General features: G+C 58.9%; 14 protein-coding genes. 9 read left to right on the plus strand and 5 right to left on the minus strand.

Annotated features, from left to right (window positions below):
- Nucleotides 1-28: 28 nt before the first annotated feature.
- A complete protein-coding gene (locus tag JTP94_RS21300; protein WP_204852469.1) occupies nucleotides 29-811 on the plus strand; it encodes an alpha/beta fold hydrolase in 783 nt (260 codons plus the stop codon).
- 18 nt (nucleotides 812-829) lie between these two features.
- On the opposite strand, the gene JTP94_RS21305 is transcribed toward JTP94_RS21300, so the two are convergent.
- Nucleotides 830-1,630 carry an enoyl-CoA hydratase-related protein gene (locus tag JTP94_RS21305; RefSeq protein WP_204852470.1) on the minus strand — a complete coding sequence of 267 codons (801 nt, stop codon included), beginning with the start codon at nucleotides 1,628-1,630 and terminating at the stop codon, nucleotides 830-832.
- Between the two features lie 76 nt (nucleotides 1,631-1,706).
- Here JTP94_RS21305 and cysE point away from each other — a divergent pair, with 76 nt between their 5' ends.
- From cysE to clpA, 5 genes are all read left to right on the plus strand, one after another.
- Nucleotides 1,707-2,570 carry a serine O-acetyltransferase gene (gene cysE / locus JTP94_RS21310; RefSeq protein WP_204852471.1) on the plus strand — a complete coding sequence of 288 codons (864 nt, stop codon included), beginning with the start codon at nucleotides 1,707-1,709 and terminating at the stop codon, nucleotides 2,568-2,570.
- A gap of 128 nt (nucleotides 2,571-2,698) precedes the next feature.
- On the plus strand, nucleotides 2,699-2,902 hold the full coding sequence (locus JTP94_RS35620; protein ID WP_034505173.1) for a DUF3126 family protein: 204 nt from the start codon (nucleotides 2,699-2,701) through the stop codon (nucleotides 2,900-2,902).
- Nucleotides 2,903-3,278: 376 nt separating this feature from the next.
- The gene (locus JTP94_RS21320) at nucleotides 3,279-3,644 is read left to right on the plus strand and encodes a phasin family protein (protein WP_204852472.1); all 366 of its coding nucleotides are present in this window, start codon (nucleotides 3,279-3,281) and stop codon (nucleotides 3,642-3,644) included.
- Between the two features lie 288 nt (nucleotides 3,645-3,932).
- Nucleotides 3,933-4,286 carry an ATP-dependent Clp protease adapter ClpS gene (clpS, locus tag JTP94_RS21325; RefSeq protein ID WP_034505170.1) on the plus strand — a complete coding sequence of 118 codons (354 nt, stop codon included), beginning with the start codon at nucleotides 3,933-3,935 and terminating at the stop codon, nucleotides 4,284-4,286.
- Between the two features lie 10 nt (nucleotides 4,287-4,296).
- Entirely contained in the window at nucleotides 4,297-6,828 is a 2,532-nt protein-coding gene (clpA, locus tag JTP94_RS21330; RefSeq protein ID WP_204852473.1) for an ATP-dependent Clp protease ATP-binding subunit ClpA, read from the plus strand.
- 112 nt (nucleotides 6,829-6,940) lie between these two features.
- Here the strand turns inward: clpA and JTP94_RS21335 are convergent, their stop codons facing one another.
- The 4 genes from JTP94_RS21335 to JTP94_RS21350 all read right to left on the minus strand — a co-directional run bounded on the left by JTP94_RS21335 (nucleotide 6,941) and on the right by JTP94_RS21350 (nucleotide 9,914).
- Nucleotides 6,941-7,369, minus strand: coding sequence for an HIT family protein (locus tag JTP94_RS21335; protein ID WP_204852474.1), 429 nt, complete (start codon nucleotides 7,367-7,369; stop codon nucleotides 6,941-6,943).
- Between the two features lie 40 nt (nucleotides 7,370-7,409).
- Entirely contained in the window at nucleotides 7,410-8,597 is a 1,188-nt protein-coding gene (locus JTP94_RS21340; protein WP_204852475.1) for a GNAT family N-acetyltransferase, read from the minus strand.
- A gap of 130 nt (nucleotides 8,598-8,727) precedes the next feature.
- Nucleotides 8,728-9,447: a glycerophosphodiester phosphodiesterase gene (locus JTP94_RS21345; RefSeq protein WP_204852476.1), complete on the minus strand. Its 720-nt coding sequence runs from the start codon at nucleotides 9,445-9,447 to the stop codon at nucleotides 8,728-8,730.
- Complete coding sequence (locus JTP94_RS21350; protein ID WP_204852477.1) at nucleotides 9,447-9,914, minus strand: RidA family protein; 468 nt, start codon at nucleotides 9,912-9,914, stop codon at nucleotides 9,447-9,449. The genes JTP94_RS21345 and JTP94_RS21350 overlap by 1 nt, the downstream gene beginning before the upstream one ends.
- Before the next feature lie 135 nt (nucleotides 9,915-10,049).
- On the opposite strand from JTP94_RS21350, the gene JTP94_RS21355 reads away from it, so the two are divergent.
- The 3 genes from JTP94_RS21355 to JTP94_RS21365 all read left to right on the plus strand — a co-directional run bounded on the left by JTP94_RS21355 (nucleotide 10,050) and on the right by JTP94_RS21365 (nucleotide 13,755).
- The gene (locus tag JTP94_RS21355; protein ID WP_204852478.1) at nucleotides 10,050-10,877 is read left to right on the plus strand and encodes a cell envelope integrity EipB family protein; all 828 of its coding nucleotides are present in this window, start codon (nucleotides 10,050-10,052) and stop codon (nucleotides 10,875-10,877) included.
- Nucleotides 10,878-11,095: 218 nt separating this feature from the next.
- On the plus strand, nucleotides 11,096-12,175 hold the full coding sequence (locus JTP94_RS21360; protein WP_204852479.1) for a toxic anion resistance protein: 1,080 nt from the start codon (nucleotides 11,096-11,098) through the stop codon (nucleotides 12,173-12,175).
- A gap of 5 nt (nucleotides 12,176-12,180) precedes the next feature.
- Nucleotides 12,181-13,755: a VWA domain-containing protein gene (locus JTP94_RS21365; RefSeq protein ID WP_204852480.1), complete on the plus strand. Its 1,575-nt coding sequence runs from the start codon at nucleotides 12,181-12,183 to the stop codon at nucleotides 13,753-13,755.
- Nucleotides 13,756-13,760 lie beyond the last annotated feature (5 nt).

Here is a 13,760-nt window from a genome sequence, read left to right on the forward strand (position 1 = left end):
TAAGACCCCTGTTTGCGAAGATACAGCCATGAATTTGAATGTTCCTCCGATTTCCTATTTTGTCAGAGACGGGTTGAAGCTCGCCTATTTCGACGAGGGCAATCCGAATGGCGAGCCGGTCTTGCTGATTCACGGATTTGCCTCGACCGCGGTTGCCAATTGGGTCAATCCGGGCTGGCTCAAGGTGCTTGATGAGGCAGGTTACCGTGTGATTGCCATCGACAATCGCGGCCACGGCATGAGCGACAAGCCCTATGATGCCGATGTCTATCATCCCTGGATCATGGCCGAAGACGCCGTCGCTCTGCTCGATCACCTCGGCATCCCCGAGGCGCATGTCATGGGCTATTCGATGGGCGCGCGCGTTTCGACATTCATGGCGATAGCGCATCCTGACCGTGTTCGTTCGCTGGTGCTCGGCGGCCTCGGCATCGGCATGGTCGAGGGAGTCGGCGATTGGGATCCGATTGCGGACGCCCTGCTTGCGCCGTCGCTGGACGATGTCACGCATCTGCGCGGCCGCATGTTCCGCGTTTTTGCCGAGCAGACCAGGAGCGACCGGCAGGCGCTTGCCGCCTGCATCCAGGGGTCGCGCGATCTGGCCGCAAAGGAGGATGTGGCGAGGATCGAGGCGCCGACCCTGATCGCCGTCGGCACCAAGGACGATATTGCCGGCTCGGCGCAGGAGCTCGCTGATCTGATGCCGCATGCCGAGGTCGTCGACATCCCCAACCGCGATCACATGCTGGCTGTCGGCGACAAAGTCTTCAAGACAGCGGTTCTGGCGTTCTACAAGCGGCTGGAGAACTGACAGGCTGGATCGATCAAGTCACTTGCCGGTGAATAGTGGCTTCCGTCGCGCGGCAAAGGCGGCGCGCCCTTCGGCGTAGTCGGCGCTGTCGAAAGTCTCGGCGCCGATCACTTCAGCCTCGCGCAGCAGATCGCCATCCTGTTCGATGACGGCGCGGATTGCGAGTTTCGAGGCATGCAGCGCGATCGGCGCATTGGCGGCGATCGCATGGGCGAGGGCGGACACCTCAGCGTCGAACGCGTCGGCCTCTATCTCTTCCAGCAGAAATCCGGCAGCAGCCATCTTCTCGCTCGACATCGGCGCGCCAGTAAACAACGCGACCTTGGCCATCTGCGATCCTAGCGCGTTGATGATGTCCTGCACGGCGTCGGCGGGATAGGCGATGCCGAGGCGGACGGCGGGTATCGAGAAACGCGCGCCTTGCTCCGCGATTCGCAGGTCGCAAGCGGCTGCCAGCCCAAAGCCGCCGCCGTAACAGATGCCGCGGATCGCCGCGATCGTCGGCACGCGGCAATGACGAATGGCCGTGAAGGCCTGGCTGTTCAAAGCCTCGTAGGCGACGGCCGTTTCGGCATCTTTACGCACGCTATCGAATTCGCGGATGTCGGCGCCTGCGGAAAAATCCGCGCCGGCGCCACGAAGAATGATCACATGGGCGTGCGCCTCGTCGGTCAAAATGCGCACGGCCTGGGGAAGTGCCCGCCACATGGCCGCCGTCACGGCATTCTTGCTGCCGGGGTTGTTGATGGTGATCGTGCCTATGGCATCGCTGCTGGTTGCACGAAGGAGACCGCCGGCAAAATCATGCTCGAAATTCATGCGCGCCTGACCCATTTGTCTTGTGTGGCATTTATTCTATATAATGCACCTCTGGCAGCAAATCGGGAGACCGCCAATGGTCGCAGTAACGGACATTCGCCCTCTGGAGGGCCTAGGCGCGGTTAAGGTCGTGGATCCCATCTGGGATAGCATGCGTGAGGAAGCTCGCGCCGCCGCAGAGCGGGACCCGCTTCTGGCCGCCTTCCTTTATTCGACGATCATCAATCACCGTTCGCTGGAGGAATGCGTCATCTATCGCATTTGCGAGCGCCTCGACCATCCGGATATGCAGGCCGTTCTCCTGCGGCAGACTTTCGAGGAAATGCTGAGCGATTGGCCGGAATGGGGATCGATCCTGCGTGTCGATATTCAGGCCGTCTACGATCGCGATCCCGCCTGTCTCCGTTTCCTCGAGCCGGTTCTCTATTTCAAGGGCTTTCATGCCTTGCAGACCCATCGTCTCGCGCACTGGCTGTACAATCGCGGCCGCCGTGATTTTGCTCTTTATCTGCAAAGCCGATCCTCGAGCGTCTTCCAGACCGACATCAACCCGGCTGCGCGTATCGGCAAGGGTATCTTCCTCGATCACGCGACCGGGCTGGTCGTGGGCGAAACGGCCGTTATAGGCGACAACGTGTCGATCCTGCATGGCGTCACCCTTGGCGGCACCGGCAAGGAAGGCAGCGACCGCCATCCGAAAATCGCCCATGGCGTGTTGATCGGCGCCGGAGCGAAGATCCTTGGCAATATCCAGATCGGCCATTGCTCGCGTATCGCCGCCGGCTCGGTCGTTCTGAAGGAAGTGCCGCCGAAGACGACGGTAGCCGGCGTTCCAGCCAAGGTTGTCGGCGAGGCAGGCTGCTCGGAGCCATCCCGCTCCATGGATCAGCTGCTGGCCGAACGCATGGTTGTCGACCAGATCATGGGCGCCGGAATCTAGGCAAAGTCCAACCTGAATTTCGGGATTTAGCGCCATTGCCTAGGGTATTTGGCGCGGTTCCGGTCTTTACACCGCCGCTTTTCCCATGCAAGAAGCGGCCAAACAGAGATCCTCACGGAGAATGCATTGTGAAGCCTGACGAAATCAAGAAACTCGACGCCTACTTCAAACGCATGTTCAATCCGCAGATGGTGGTGAAGGCCCGGCCGCGCAAGAATGATTCGGCGGAAGTCTATCTCGGCGAAGAGTTCCTGGGTGTTGTCTATATCGATGATGAAGACGGCGACCGTTCCTACAATTTCTCGATGGCTATCCTGGACGTCGATCTCTAAGTCGCTGTAAGTGTCCAATATTTCAGTGCGATTTCGGAGCCGCATTTCATCGAAATGCGGCTCTTTTCTTGGATGCCGACTGAAAATGGTCTGATTCGTCGTTCTGAACAGGTGATTGAACTTTCCATCTGCCCAGATACGATTTTCCGCCAAGTCGCAATATTTCTGCCAAAGCCTGTAGTTGCAGGGACATTGATATATATTAGAGAAAACAAACGGATGCGTCTGCGCTCTTGTCGATGACATTGTGCCGTCATCGGAAATGCAATCTCCGGGTGATATTGCGACGCACAAGACTACTTGACTAATTGTGCATCGCATTTAAGTCTTGTCTGCGTAAACCGGCCGCGGGCCGGCCAACAAGGGACGGAGAAACATGTTCAATTTCGATGAAGCGAACAAGAAGGGCAAGGAAGCCATGGACACGGCGCTGAAGAGCTACTCCGATGTCAGCAAGGGTTTCCAGGCTATTGCCGCCGAAACTGCTGAATATTCAAAGAAGTCGTTCCAGGATGGTGTTACGCACTTTGAAACGCTCGCCGGCGTCAAGAGCTTCGAAGCTGTTTTCGAACTCCAGAGCAGCTACGTGAAGTCGGCCTACGAAAACTTCGTCGCCGAAGCCACCAAGCTCGGTGAAATGTATGCCGATCTCGCCAAGAACGCTTACAAGCCTTACGAAGCGCCTGTCGCCGCAGCGACGAAGGCTGCTAGCAAGGCGGCAGCGACAGCCACGGCCGCTTAAGAACTCGCCCCAAGGCGACAATTTCCGGAAGGGCCGACTGCGCGACGCGCAGTCGGCCCTTTGCGTTTTCGATAGTCGCGCCTGGCGCGGCAATATGCTGCGACTTTTTTGGCCACAGCCCGCTTTGTCAGCGAATTGTGATTGCAGTGTCCAGCAAGGGGCTTAAAATCACGCCAATATGAACTAAGTTATAGGTTCGGATATTCGGCCCGACCGAGTCAATAAACCAACCCAGTTGCCAAGTCGGAATGCGATAGCTTCTGCCGGATGATTTGAGGAAAGAACGAAATGATCGCTGAGCCGATCCGGATGCAAAACAATGGCGAAAGGAACGGGGACAACGGAAATCGCGGGACCTCGGTGATTACACGCACCAAGCCCAAAACCAAGAAGCCCAATCTATACCGCGTGCTGCTTCTGAATGACGACTATACGCCCATGGATTTTGTGATCCACATCCTGGAGCGTTTCTTTCAAAAGGATCTTGAGAGTGCCACTCGCATCATGCTCCATGTCCATAACCACGGCGTGGGCGAATGCGGGATATATACATATGAAGTAGCCGAAACGAAGGTGAGCCAGGTGATGGATTTTGCCCGGCAGCACCAGCATCCGCTGCAATGTGTTATGGAAAAGAAGTGAGGATCTGAACGTGCCAACATTTTCGCCTAGTCTTGAGAAGGCGCTGCACCAGGCACTGACTTACGCGAACGAGCGGCATCACGAGTATGCCACGCTGGAACATCTGCTTTTGGCGTTGGTTGACGACGCCGACGCCGCAGCTGTCATGGGCGCGTGCAATGTTGATCTCGACGCGCTCCGTAAGACTCTGACTGAATACGTCGATAATGAACTTTCAAACCTGATCACGGGCTATGATGAGGACTCGAAGCCGACTTCCGGTTTCCAGCGTGTCATCCAGCGCGCCGTGATCCATGTACAGTCGTCCGGTCGCGAGGAAGTGACGGGCGCCAACGTTCTCGTCGCTATTTTCGCGGAACGGGAAAGCCATGCTGCATTCTTCCTGCAGGAGCAGGAAATGACCCGCTACGACGCGGTCAACTATATATCTCATGGCATCGGCAAGCGTCCGGGCTCCTCCCAGGCCCGCACGCCGCGCGGCGCCGAGGAAAGCGAATCCGAGAGCAAGCCGACCTCCCGCGGCGAGCAGGAGGAGGGTAATGGCAAGAAGCAGCAGGATGCGCTGAAGGCCTATTGCGTCAACCTCAACGAGAAGGCCAAGAACGGTAAGATCGATCCGTTGATCGGCCGTCATTCTGAGGTCAACCGCACGATCCAGGTGCTTTGCCGCCGGTCGAAGAACAACCCGCTTTATGTCGGCGACCCAGGCGTCGGCAAGACGGCGATTGCCGAAGGTCTTGCCAAGCGCATCGTCGAAGGCAAGGTTCCCGAGGCGCTCGCAGATGCCACGATCTTTTCGCTCGATATGGGTACGCTGCTTGCCGGCACTCGCTATCGCGGCGATTTCGAAGAGCGGCTGAAGCAGGTCGTCAAGGAACTCGAGGAATATCCGGGCGCCGTGCTGTTCATCGATGAGATCCACACCGTCATCGGTGCTGGCGCCACCTCAGGCGGTGCGATGGATGCATCGAACCTGCTGAAGCCGGCTCTGTCCTCGGGTGCCATCCGTTGCATCGGTTCGACCACCTACAAGGAATACCGTCAGTTCTTCGAGAAGGACCGGGCGCTTGTCCGCCGCTTCCAGAAGATCGACGTCAACGAGCCGAGCATCGAGGATGCCATCGAAATCATGAAGGGCCTGAAGCCCTATTTCGAAGAGTATCATCATCTGCGCTACTCGAACGACGCCATCAAGTCGGCGGTCGAGTTGTCGGCCCGCTACATCTCCGACCGCAAGCTGCCGGACAAGGCGATCGACGTCATCGACGAAACCGGTGCGGCACAGATGCTGCTGCCGCCGTCCAAGCGTCGCAAGCTGATCACCGAGAAGGAGATCGAGATCACGATCGCCACCATGGCCCGTATTCCGCCGAAGACGGTTTCCAAGGATGACGAGATGGTTCTCGCCAACCTCGAACAGGAGCTGCGTTCGGTCGTCTACGGCCAGGATACGGCGATCGAGGCTCTGTCGACGGCGATCAAGCTTGCTCGTGCCGGCCTGCGCGAACCGAACAAGCCGATCGGCTGCTACATCTTCTCCGGCCCCACGGGCGTCGGCAAGACGGAAGTCGCCAAGCAGCTTGCTTCGTCGCTCGGCGTCGAACTGCTGCGCTTCGACATGTCGGAATATATGGAGCGTCACACGGTTTCCCGTCTGCTCGGCGCACCTCCCGGCTATGTCGGCTTCGATCAGGGCGGCCTGCTGACCGACGGTGTCGACCAGCATCCGCACAGCGTTGTCCTGCTCGACGAAATCGAGAAGGCGCATCCGGATATCTTCAATATCCTGCTGCAGGTCATGGACCATGGCGCACTGACCGACCATAACGGCAAGAAGATCGACTTCCGCAACGTCATCCTGATCATGACGACCAATGCGGGCGCATCGGAAATGGCCAAGGCCGCCATCGGCTTCGGCTCGGCCAAGCGTACGGGCGAGGATGAAGAGGCTCTCAACCGGCTCTTCACCCCGGAATTCCGCAACCGTCTGGATGCGACCATTCCGTTCGCGCCCCTGCCGACTACGGTCATCCACAAGGTCGTGCAGAAGTTCATCATGCAGTTGGAGGCACAGCTTTCCGAACGGAATGTTACCTTCGATCTGCACGAGGACGCCATCGCCTGGCTGTCCGAGAAGGGCTACGACGAAAAGATGGGCGCCCGTCCGCTGGCGCGCGTCATCCAGGAAAACATCAAGAAGCCGCTGGCGAACGAAATCCTCTTCGGCAAGCTGAAGAAGGGTGGCGTCGTCATCGTCACGGTCGGCACGAAGGAAGACGGCACCACCGGCATCGTGCTCGAAGCAACCGCCGATACGGCACCGATCCGGCCGAAGCCGGAAGCCGAGGTCGGCGATGCGCCGGTCGAGGTGGAAGAGGATGACGGTGACACCACCGTTAAGGCCAGAAGCCGCGTCGGCAAGGCCGGTGCGGCCGCGGATGCCCGCCGTTCGGCCAAGGCCGCAGCGGCCAGCGAGAACGATGAGCCGGAAGGCAAGTCGCCGCGCAAGGGCGGCACGGTGCCGAAGGTTCCGCGCAAGTAACAGCCGAATCTTCGCTTGAAAAAGAAAGGCTGCATTGGCAACAATGCAGCCTTTTCATATTTTTATATAAAATAGCTAATGTAAGGAACTAAGAGGCTGCGCCGCGTCCCGTTCAGCGCAAGGCTTCGATGATCTTCTTGGCATTGTCAGCCAGCACCGCGCCGTCTTCCATCTTGCCCGAATGCGGCTTCAGCGCCACGCCTTCGTGACGCGGAATGACGTGGAAATGGAGATGGAACACGGTCTGTCCCGCGGCAGGCTCGTTGAACTGGGCGATGTAGACACCGTCGGCATCGAAGGCTTCCTGGACGGCGATGGCGACCTTCTGGACGATTGTGATCGTGTGCTGGAGTGCGGCTGGATCGGCATCGAAGATGTTGCGGGACGGAGATTTCGGCAAAACTAGCGTATGGCCAGGCGATTGCGGCATGACGTCCATGAAGGCGACCGTGTGCTCATCCTCGTAGATACGGTAGGAAGGGATCTCGCCCTTCAGGATCTTCGCGAAGATATTGTTGGTGTCGTAGGCCGAGCTGGTCATCCGGGTCTCCTCGTCTTCCGTTTATGATTGTCCAGAGCGGCTAGATATCTTGCCGTTCGCCTTTGCGGAAGGGGCTGTGTTCAGTGAGGACTTCGCTCATTTCCTCCACCTGCTCCCTCTCGTGCTGCAGATAGTCGGCAACGGCGCGTCGCAAGCCCTGGTGGCCGATATAATGCGCCGAATGCGTGATGACAGGAAGATAGCCGCGCGCCAGCTTATGCTCGCCCTGCGCGCCAGCTTCTACCCGCTTCAATCCCTTGCTGAGCGCGAAATCGATCGCCTGATGATAGCAGACCTCGAAATGCAGGAAGGGATGATCCTCGATGCAGCCCCAATGCCGGCCGTAGAGCGTTTCTCCGCCGATGAAATTGATGGCGCCGGCGATATAGCGTCCCTCGCGTTTCGCCATGACGAGCAGGACATCCTCAGGCATGCGCTCGCCGATCAGCGAATAGAATTTTCGCGTCAGGTAGGGCCGGCCCCATTTGCGGCTGCCCGTATCCATGTAGAAGGCGAAGAACTGATCCCATATGCCTTCGGTGAGATCGCTGCCGGTCAGCCAATCGATGCTAATGCCGTGCTCGAGTGCGGCGCGGCGTTCCTTCTTCAGTGCCTTGCGCTTGCGCGACGCGAGGGTTTCGAGGAATGCATCGTGGTCGGCATAGCCTTCGTTGATGAAATGGAACTGCTGGTCGGTCCGATGCAGATAGCCATCTGTTTCGAAGACCGAGACCTCGTCTTTAGGCAGGAAGGTGATGTGCGCGGAGGAGACGCCAAGCTGTCGTGTCACTTCCTTCAGGCTCTCGGCAAGCGCCGGCTGGATCACCGTCCGGTCTTGGCCTTCGGCGACGAGCAACCGCGGCCCTGTGGCCGGCGTGAAGGGCACGGAGCATTGCAGCTTGGGATAATAACGGCCACCGGCACGCTCGAAGGCGTCGGCCCAGCCATGATCGAAGACATATTCGCCCTGGCTGTGGCTCTTCAGATAGCCCGCGACGGCGCCGATCAAGTCGCCGCCATCGGTTTCGAGCAGCAAATGGTTGCCAAGCCATCCCGTCTTGTCGTTCGCGGAGCCCGACTCCTCAAGCGAGGACAGGAAGGCATGCGAGACAAACGGGTTATATGGCAGCAGCTTGCTTGTCTTGGACGCTCCGGCGAGCTTGGACCAGCTTTCCGGGGCGATGTTCTTGAAGGATCGTTCGACTCGAATGGATAATTCGTCTGTCATCAAATTCTTGCGCTAGGAAGGAAGGATGGATGGGACTCTCAACCGCTGCGCCACGCGTCCAATCGAATATGCAAAGGACGCAGCGGAATTTCAAGTTTGCGCATAAGTCCCTCCTTCAATCGATCCCGATTTATGAGGCTATGCGCGGGTCAAAACCTTCGAAGGTCATCTGGTCTGCATTGGCAAATGTATGTTTGCGGGCCGCTTCGTCGCGCACGGTCCAGGTGATGACCGGAATGCCGCGCTGGCGCTGCGCCGTGATGAAGGGGTTCGGCAGATGGCCGTAGAAGTACGAGATGAAGTCTAGCCCAAGCTGCATGGCTTCGTCATGCTTAAAAAACGTCTCGGGCTCATTTCCGTCGGCCGTGAGACCGACCGGGTAGGGTGTTTCCAGCGCCTTGAGGTCCTTGAGCAGCCAATGGTCGAAGCTCATCAGGGCCACATGTCCCTTGTAGCCCTCCAGCACCTCGAGCACGGATTCCGCAAAGCCCTCGTCGTCGCCTTCTCGGCCCTTGAGCTCCAGCACCAGCGGCACCTTGCCGTCGCAAAGCCGCAGGAGCTGCTTCAATGTCGGGATCTTGTCCTTGGTGCCGCCGACCGAAAGCAGGCCGAGTTCGGCCGAGGTGCGATCGCGCAGCTGAGCGGGCAGATTGCAGACGCGCTGCAGATCGTCATCGTGGAAGACGACGGGGACGGCGTCCGAGGCATAATGCAGGTCGCATTCGATGGCAAAACCTGCCTCGATGGCGCGGCTGAAAGCCGAGAGCGTATTCTCCCAGACTTCCTTATTCATGTCATGATAGCCGCGATGGGCGACGGGACGTTCGGTCAACCAGGCATGCTTGCTCATCAGGCGATTTCCAGAATGGCATCGATTTCAACGGCGGCGTTCAGCGGCAGGGCCGCCATGCCGACGGCGGCGCGGGCATGCTTGCCGGCGTCTCCCAACACATTTGCCAGAAGATTGGAAGCGCCGTTGATCACAAGGTGTTGTTCGACGAAATCCGGTGTCGAGGCGACGAAGCCATTCAGCTTGATGAGGCGCTTGATGCGGCCGAGATCGCCGCCGAGCGCTGCCTTTGCCTGCGCAAGAATATTGATGGCGCAAAGTTCGGCGGCGCGCTGGCCGCCGGCAACGTCGACATCAGCGCCGAGATGGCCTGTCACGCCGACCTTGCCGTTTTCCATCGGCAGCTGCCCGGACAGATAGAGAAGATTGCCGCTGATGACATAGGGAACGTAATTCGCGGCCGGTGCGGCGGCCTGCGGTAGAACGATGCCAAGTTCCTTCAGACGACCCTCTATAGCGTCGGACATTTTCATCTCCCGTTTTGTTGTAAAAACTTCAAAAATCCGGCATCAAGACTAAATTCCGTCAATTAGGACCGGCAGCCTCGTTTTAGCCGAAAGCGTTCTTATAACATCGCGTGCGAGTCCAACAGGAGATAATGAATGATCCGCTCGAGTCTTGCTGCCGCTGTCGTTTCGGGTCTGGGCGTTCTATCTCTGGGAACTCCGGCAGCCCATGCGGCCGTTCCGAGTGGCCTCATTGCACATCGCGCCGTCTATGATCTCGAACTGAAGGACGCTTCCGATCGTTCCGGCATCGCCGGCATGTTCGGTCGCATGGTCTATGAATTCGAAGGCTCCGATTGCACCGGGTTCACCACCAATTTCCGCTTCGTCACGCAGATCGACACGGGCGATTCCACGCGCGTCAGCGACCAGCAGACGACGACGTTCGAGGATCTGGCCAAGCGGGTGTTCCGCTTCGAAACCAAGTCCTATACCGACAGCCAGCTCGACAAGGACGTGCGCGGTGCCGCGGCCGACGACCAGAAGGGCATCAAGGTCGATCTGACCCAGCCGCACAGCAAGCAGGTAGAGCTCATCCAGAGCCGTTTTCCGACGGAGCATATGCTCGACATCATCCACAACGCCAAGCTCGGCAAGAATTTCTTCGAGGCTCAAGTCTTCGACGGCTCCGATGATGGCGACAAGCCATTGATCGCGACCACCGTCGTCGGCAAGCAGGAGACGCCCGCCACGGATGATCCCGACGCCGACAAGGCCGGCGCCTTTGCCAAGACTGCCTTCTGGCCGGTGACCGTCGCCTATTTCAATGAGAAATCCACGGGCGACGCCATACCGGTCTACCGCATGTCGTTCAAGCTTTACGAGAACGGCATAACGCGCGATCTCACCATGGATTACGGCGACTTCGTCCTCACCGGCAAGCTCACCAAGCTCGAGGTTCTCGATACGAAGGCCTGCCAATAGCTCTCGCCGGACCGCGGCGCAAAGGGCAAAATTTTCGTCATAAAACTGTGATCCAAGTTTCACTATTGTGTGAAACGATCGGCACGCTTGGGTGAGTCTCACTTTTGCCCGTGCTGATCTGGAATTGTATTGGGCCGCGCGGGGGGATTGATCGTCTTGGGGCGATCGACAATGTTTTGCGGTCGGCTCTGTGTTTTATGGACGAGAAAGCACAATCTATGAGCAATACCGATATCTCCGCCGGTTCCAACGAGACTCTGCCTGTGGTCGCCGCTGATCCGGGTGAGATCGCCCGCATCGGCGATAGCATCGACATCACCGACCGCGCCGGGATTTCCGTCTACGGCGACCGCGCCCAGCAGTCGGTCTCCGATTATTCCGACCGGATTCTTCGGGAGGTCCGCAATCGGGACCTCGGTGAAGTGGGCAAGCTGCTGACCGATATCATCATCAAGTCGAAGAAGCTCGATCCGGCTTCCTTGAAGGACGAGACCTTCCTGTCACGGATGTTTTCCTCGTTCAGGGCGAGGGTGGAGCGCTTTAAGGAAGAGTTCGAGGATGTGGCGGGCCAGATCGACCGCATCGGGCTCGAGCTTGATCGTCACAAGGATATCCTGCGCCGGGACATCGCCCTTCTCGATGACCTGCACGAGGAGACGAAGCAGTCCATCCTGCAGCTCGATGCCTATGTGCAGGCCGGCAAGAATTTCGCCGCGCGCTTTCGCGCAACCGAACTTCCGCGGCTGAAGAGTGCCGCCGATGCTGCCTCCGCCAATCCCGGCGACGGCATGCTGGAGGCGCAGATCTATCAGGACAGCCTGCAGGCCGTCGATCGTCTCGAGAAGCGGGTTTTCTACCTGCAGCAGGCGCGCCAGCTCGGCATTCAGCAATTGCCGCAGATCCGCATCGTCCAGTCGGGCGACGAAACGCTGATCGAGAACCTGCAGGCAACCTCGGCGCTGACGGTGTCGGCCTGGAAGCAGAAGATGGTCATCCTGCTCGGCTTGACCCAGCAGAAATCGGCGCTCGAGCTGCAGAAGACGGTGACGGACGCCACCAACGACATGATCCGCGAGGCATCGAAAATGATGAAGGATCAGGCGATTGCCATCGAACAGCAATCGCAGCACGGTATCGTCGATATCGATACGCTGGCGGCCGCCAATCGCGACCTGATCGATACGATCAGCGGCGTGCTGAAGGTGCAGGAGGATGGCCGCGCCAAGCGGGCCGAGGCCGAGCAGCGGATGCAGAAGATGACCATTGAGCTCAAGAAGGCGATGATCGAGGCGCGGTGAACTGCATGAAGATCCGCACATTCGTTACCGGCCTGACGCTCGCCGCAGCTCTTGCGCTGAGCGGCTGCAATGTCGGCGGTGATGGCCCGAAGTTCTCGATCGTTTCCGGCTCGGAAAACACGGTCATTCAGCCGATCGTTGAGGAATTCTGCAAGGAGAAGAAAGCGACTTGCAGCTTCACCTATGAGGGAACGCTGGATATCGGGCTTGCCTTGCAGAGCGAACAAGGCGTCGAACAGGATGCCGTCTGGCCGGCATCGAGCGTTTGGGTCGATATGTTCGACGTCAAGCGCCGGGTAAAGTCGCTGACGTCGGTGGCGCAGATGCCGGTCATTCTCGGCGTGCGCAAATCCAAGGCCGAGGCGCTCGGCTGGATCGGCAAGCCCGTCTACATGAAGGACATATTGGCGGCGGTGAAGAACGGCTCGCTGAAGTTTCTCATGACGTCTGCCACGCAGTCCAACTCGGGCGCGAGTGCCTATATCGGCATGCTGTCGAGTGCGCTCGGCAACAAGCCCGTCATCGAGCCGGGCGATCTCGACAAGCCGGATGTCCAGGGTGCCGTCCGGTCCCTGCTTGCCGGTGTGGAGCGTTCGTCGGGCTCCTCTGGCTGGCTTGCGGATCTCTATACCGGCTCGGCTGCGAAAGGCGTGCTTTATGACGCCATGTGGAATTACGAAGCCGTGCTGAAGGAGACCAACGACAAGCTGGCCGGCATGGGCAAGGAGCCGCTTTATGCCCTCTATCCGGCCGATGGCGTCGTGGTTGCCGATTCGCCGATCGGTTTTGTCGATCATGGGCGCGGGCAGGAGGTAGAGACCTTCTTCAACCAACTCCTTGATTACTTGCGTTCCGCACCGGTGCAGAAGCGCATCGCCGATACCGGCCGTCGCATTCCGCTCGCGGATGTCACCGCCAAGGCGGACCCGTCATGGAATTTCGATCCGACGCGCCTCGTGACGGCAATTCGCATGCCCGAGCCCGCCGTGATCCGCCAGGCGCTCGATCTCTATCAGGTCGCCTTGCGCAAGCCATCGCTGACGGCTCTCTGCCTCGATTTCTCGGGTTCGATGGAAGGCAAGGGCGAGAACCAGTTGCAGGCGGCCATGCAGTTCCTGTTCAATCCTGATGAGACCGGTAAGGTATTGGCGCAGTGGACGCTGGCGGACCGCATCATGGTCATCCCCTTCGACGCCGATGTGCGCACGACCTTTGAGGCGACAGGAAATCCTGCGCAACAGAAGAGCCTGGTCGATAAGGTCTCCCAGCAGCATGCTGGCGGCGGCACGGATATGTATGCCTGCGCGAGCAGGGCGCTTGACTGGATGAAAGCGACGCGGGATCTATCCTCCTATCTGCCGGCGATCGTCATCATGACCGACGGAAAGTCCGATGATGCCAACGGCGATTTCATGAGCCGGTGGAGATCGCTCAACCCGCATGTGCCGGTGTTCGGCATCACCTTCGGCGATGCGGACAAGCGGCAGCTGGATGCCTTGGCGCAGGAGACCTCGGCGCGGGTGTTCGATGGCCGCGGCGATCTCGTCAGCGCATTCCGGGCGGTGCGCGGCTATAACTAGGACGA

This window comes from Martinezella lusitana, assembly GCF_016901135.1.
Lineage (GTDB): Bacteria > Pseudomonadota > Alphaproteobacteria > Rhizobiales > Rhizobiaceae > Rhizobium > Rhizobium lusitanum_D.

What these genes read in the sequence shown, in the direction of transcription:
- JTP94_RS21350 (WP_204852477.1), bottom strand. Translation starts at nt 9,914, where the DNA reads ATGTCCGACGCTATAGAGGGTCGTCTGAAGGAACTTGGCATCGTTCTA.
- JTP94_RS21365 (WP_204852480.1), top strand. Translation starts at nt 12,181, where the DNA reads ATGAAGATCCGCACATTCGTTACCGGCCTGACGCTCGCCGCAGCTCTT.
- JTP94_RS21300 (WP_204852469.1), top strand. Translation starts at nt 29, where the DNA reads ATGAATTTGAATGTTCCTCCGATTTCCTATTTTGTCAGAGACGGGTTG.
- JTP94_RS21340 (WP_204852475.1), bottom strand. Translation starts at nt 8,597, where the DNA reads ATGACAGACGAATTATCCATTCGAGTCGAACGATCCTTCAAGAACATC.
- clpS (WP_034505170.1), top strand. Translation starts at nt 3,933, where the DNA reads ATGATCGCTGAGCCGATCCGGATGCAAAACAATGGCGAAAGGAACGGG.
- JTP94_RS21305 (WP_204852470.1), bottom strand. Translation starts at nt 1,630, where the DNA reads ATGAATTTCGAGCATGATTTTGCCGGCGGTCTCCTTCGTGCAACCAGC.
- JTP94_RS21335 (WP_204852474.1), bottom strand. Translation starts at nt 7,369, where the DNA reads ATGACCAGCTCGGCCTACGACACCAACAATATCTTCGCGAAGATCCTG.
- JTP94_RS21345 (WP_204852476.1), bottom strand. Translation starts at nt 9,447, where the DNA reads ATGAGCAAGCATGCCTGGTTGACCGAACGTCCCGTCGCCCATCGCGGC.
- JTP94_RS21355 (WP_204852478.1), top strand. Translation starts at nt 10,050, where the DNA reads ATGATCCGCTCGAGTCTTGCTGCCGCTGTCGTTTCGGGTCTGGGCGTT.
- JTP94_RS21360 (WP_204852479.1), top strand. Translation starts at nt 11,096, where the DNA reads ATGAGCAATACCGATATCTCCGCCGGTTCCAACGAGACTCTGCCTGTG.
- cysE (WP_204852471.1), top strand. Translation starts at nt 1,707, where the DNA reads ATGGTCGCAGTAACGGACATTCGCCCTCTGGAGGGCCTAGGCGCGGTT.
- JTP94_RS21320 (WP_204852472.1), top strand. Translation starts at nt 3,279, where the DNA reads ATGTTCAATTTCGATGAAGCGAACAAGAAGGGCAAGGAAGCCATGGAC.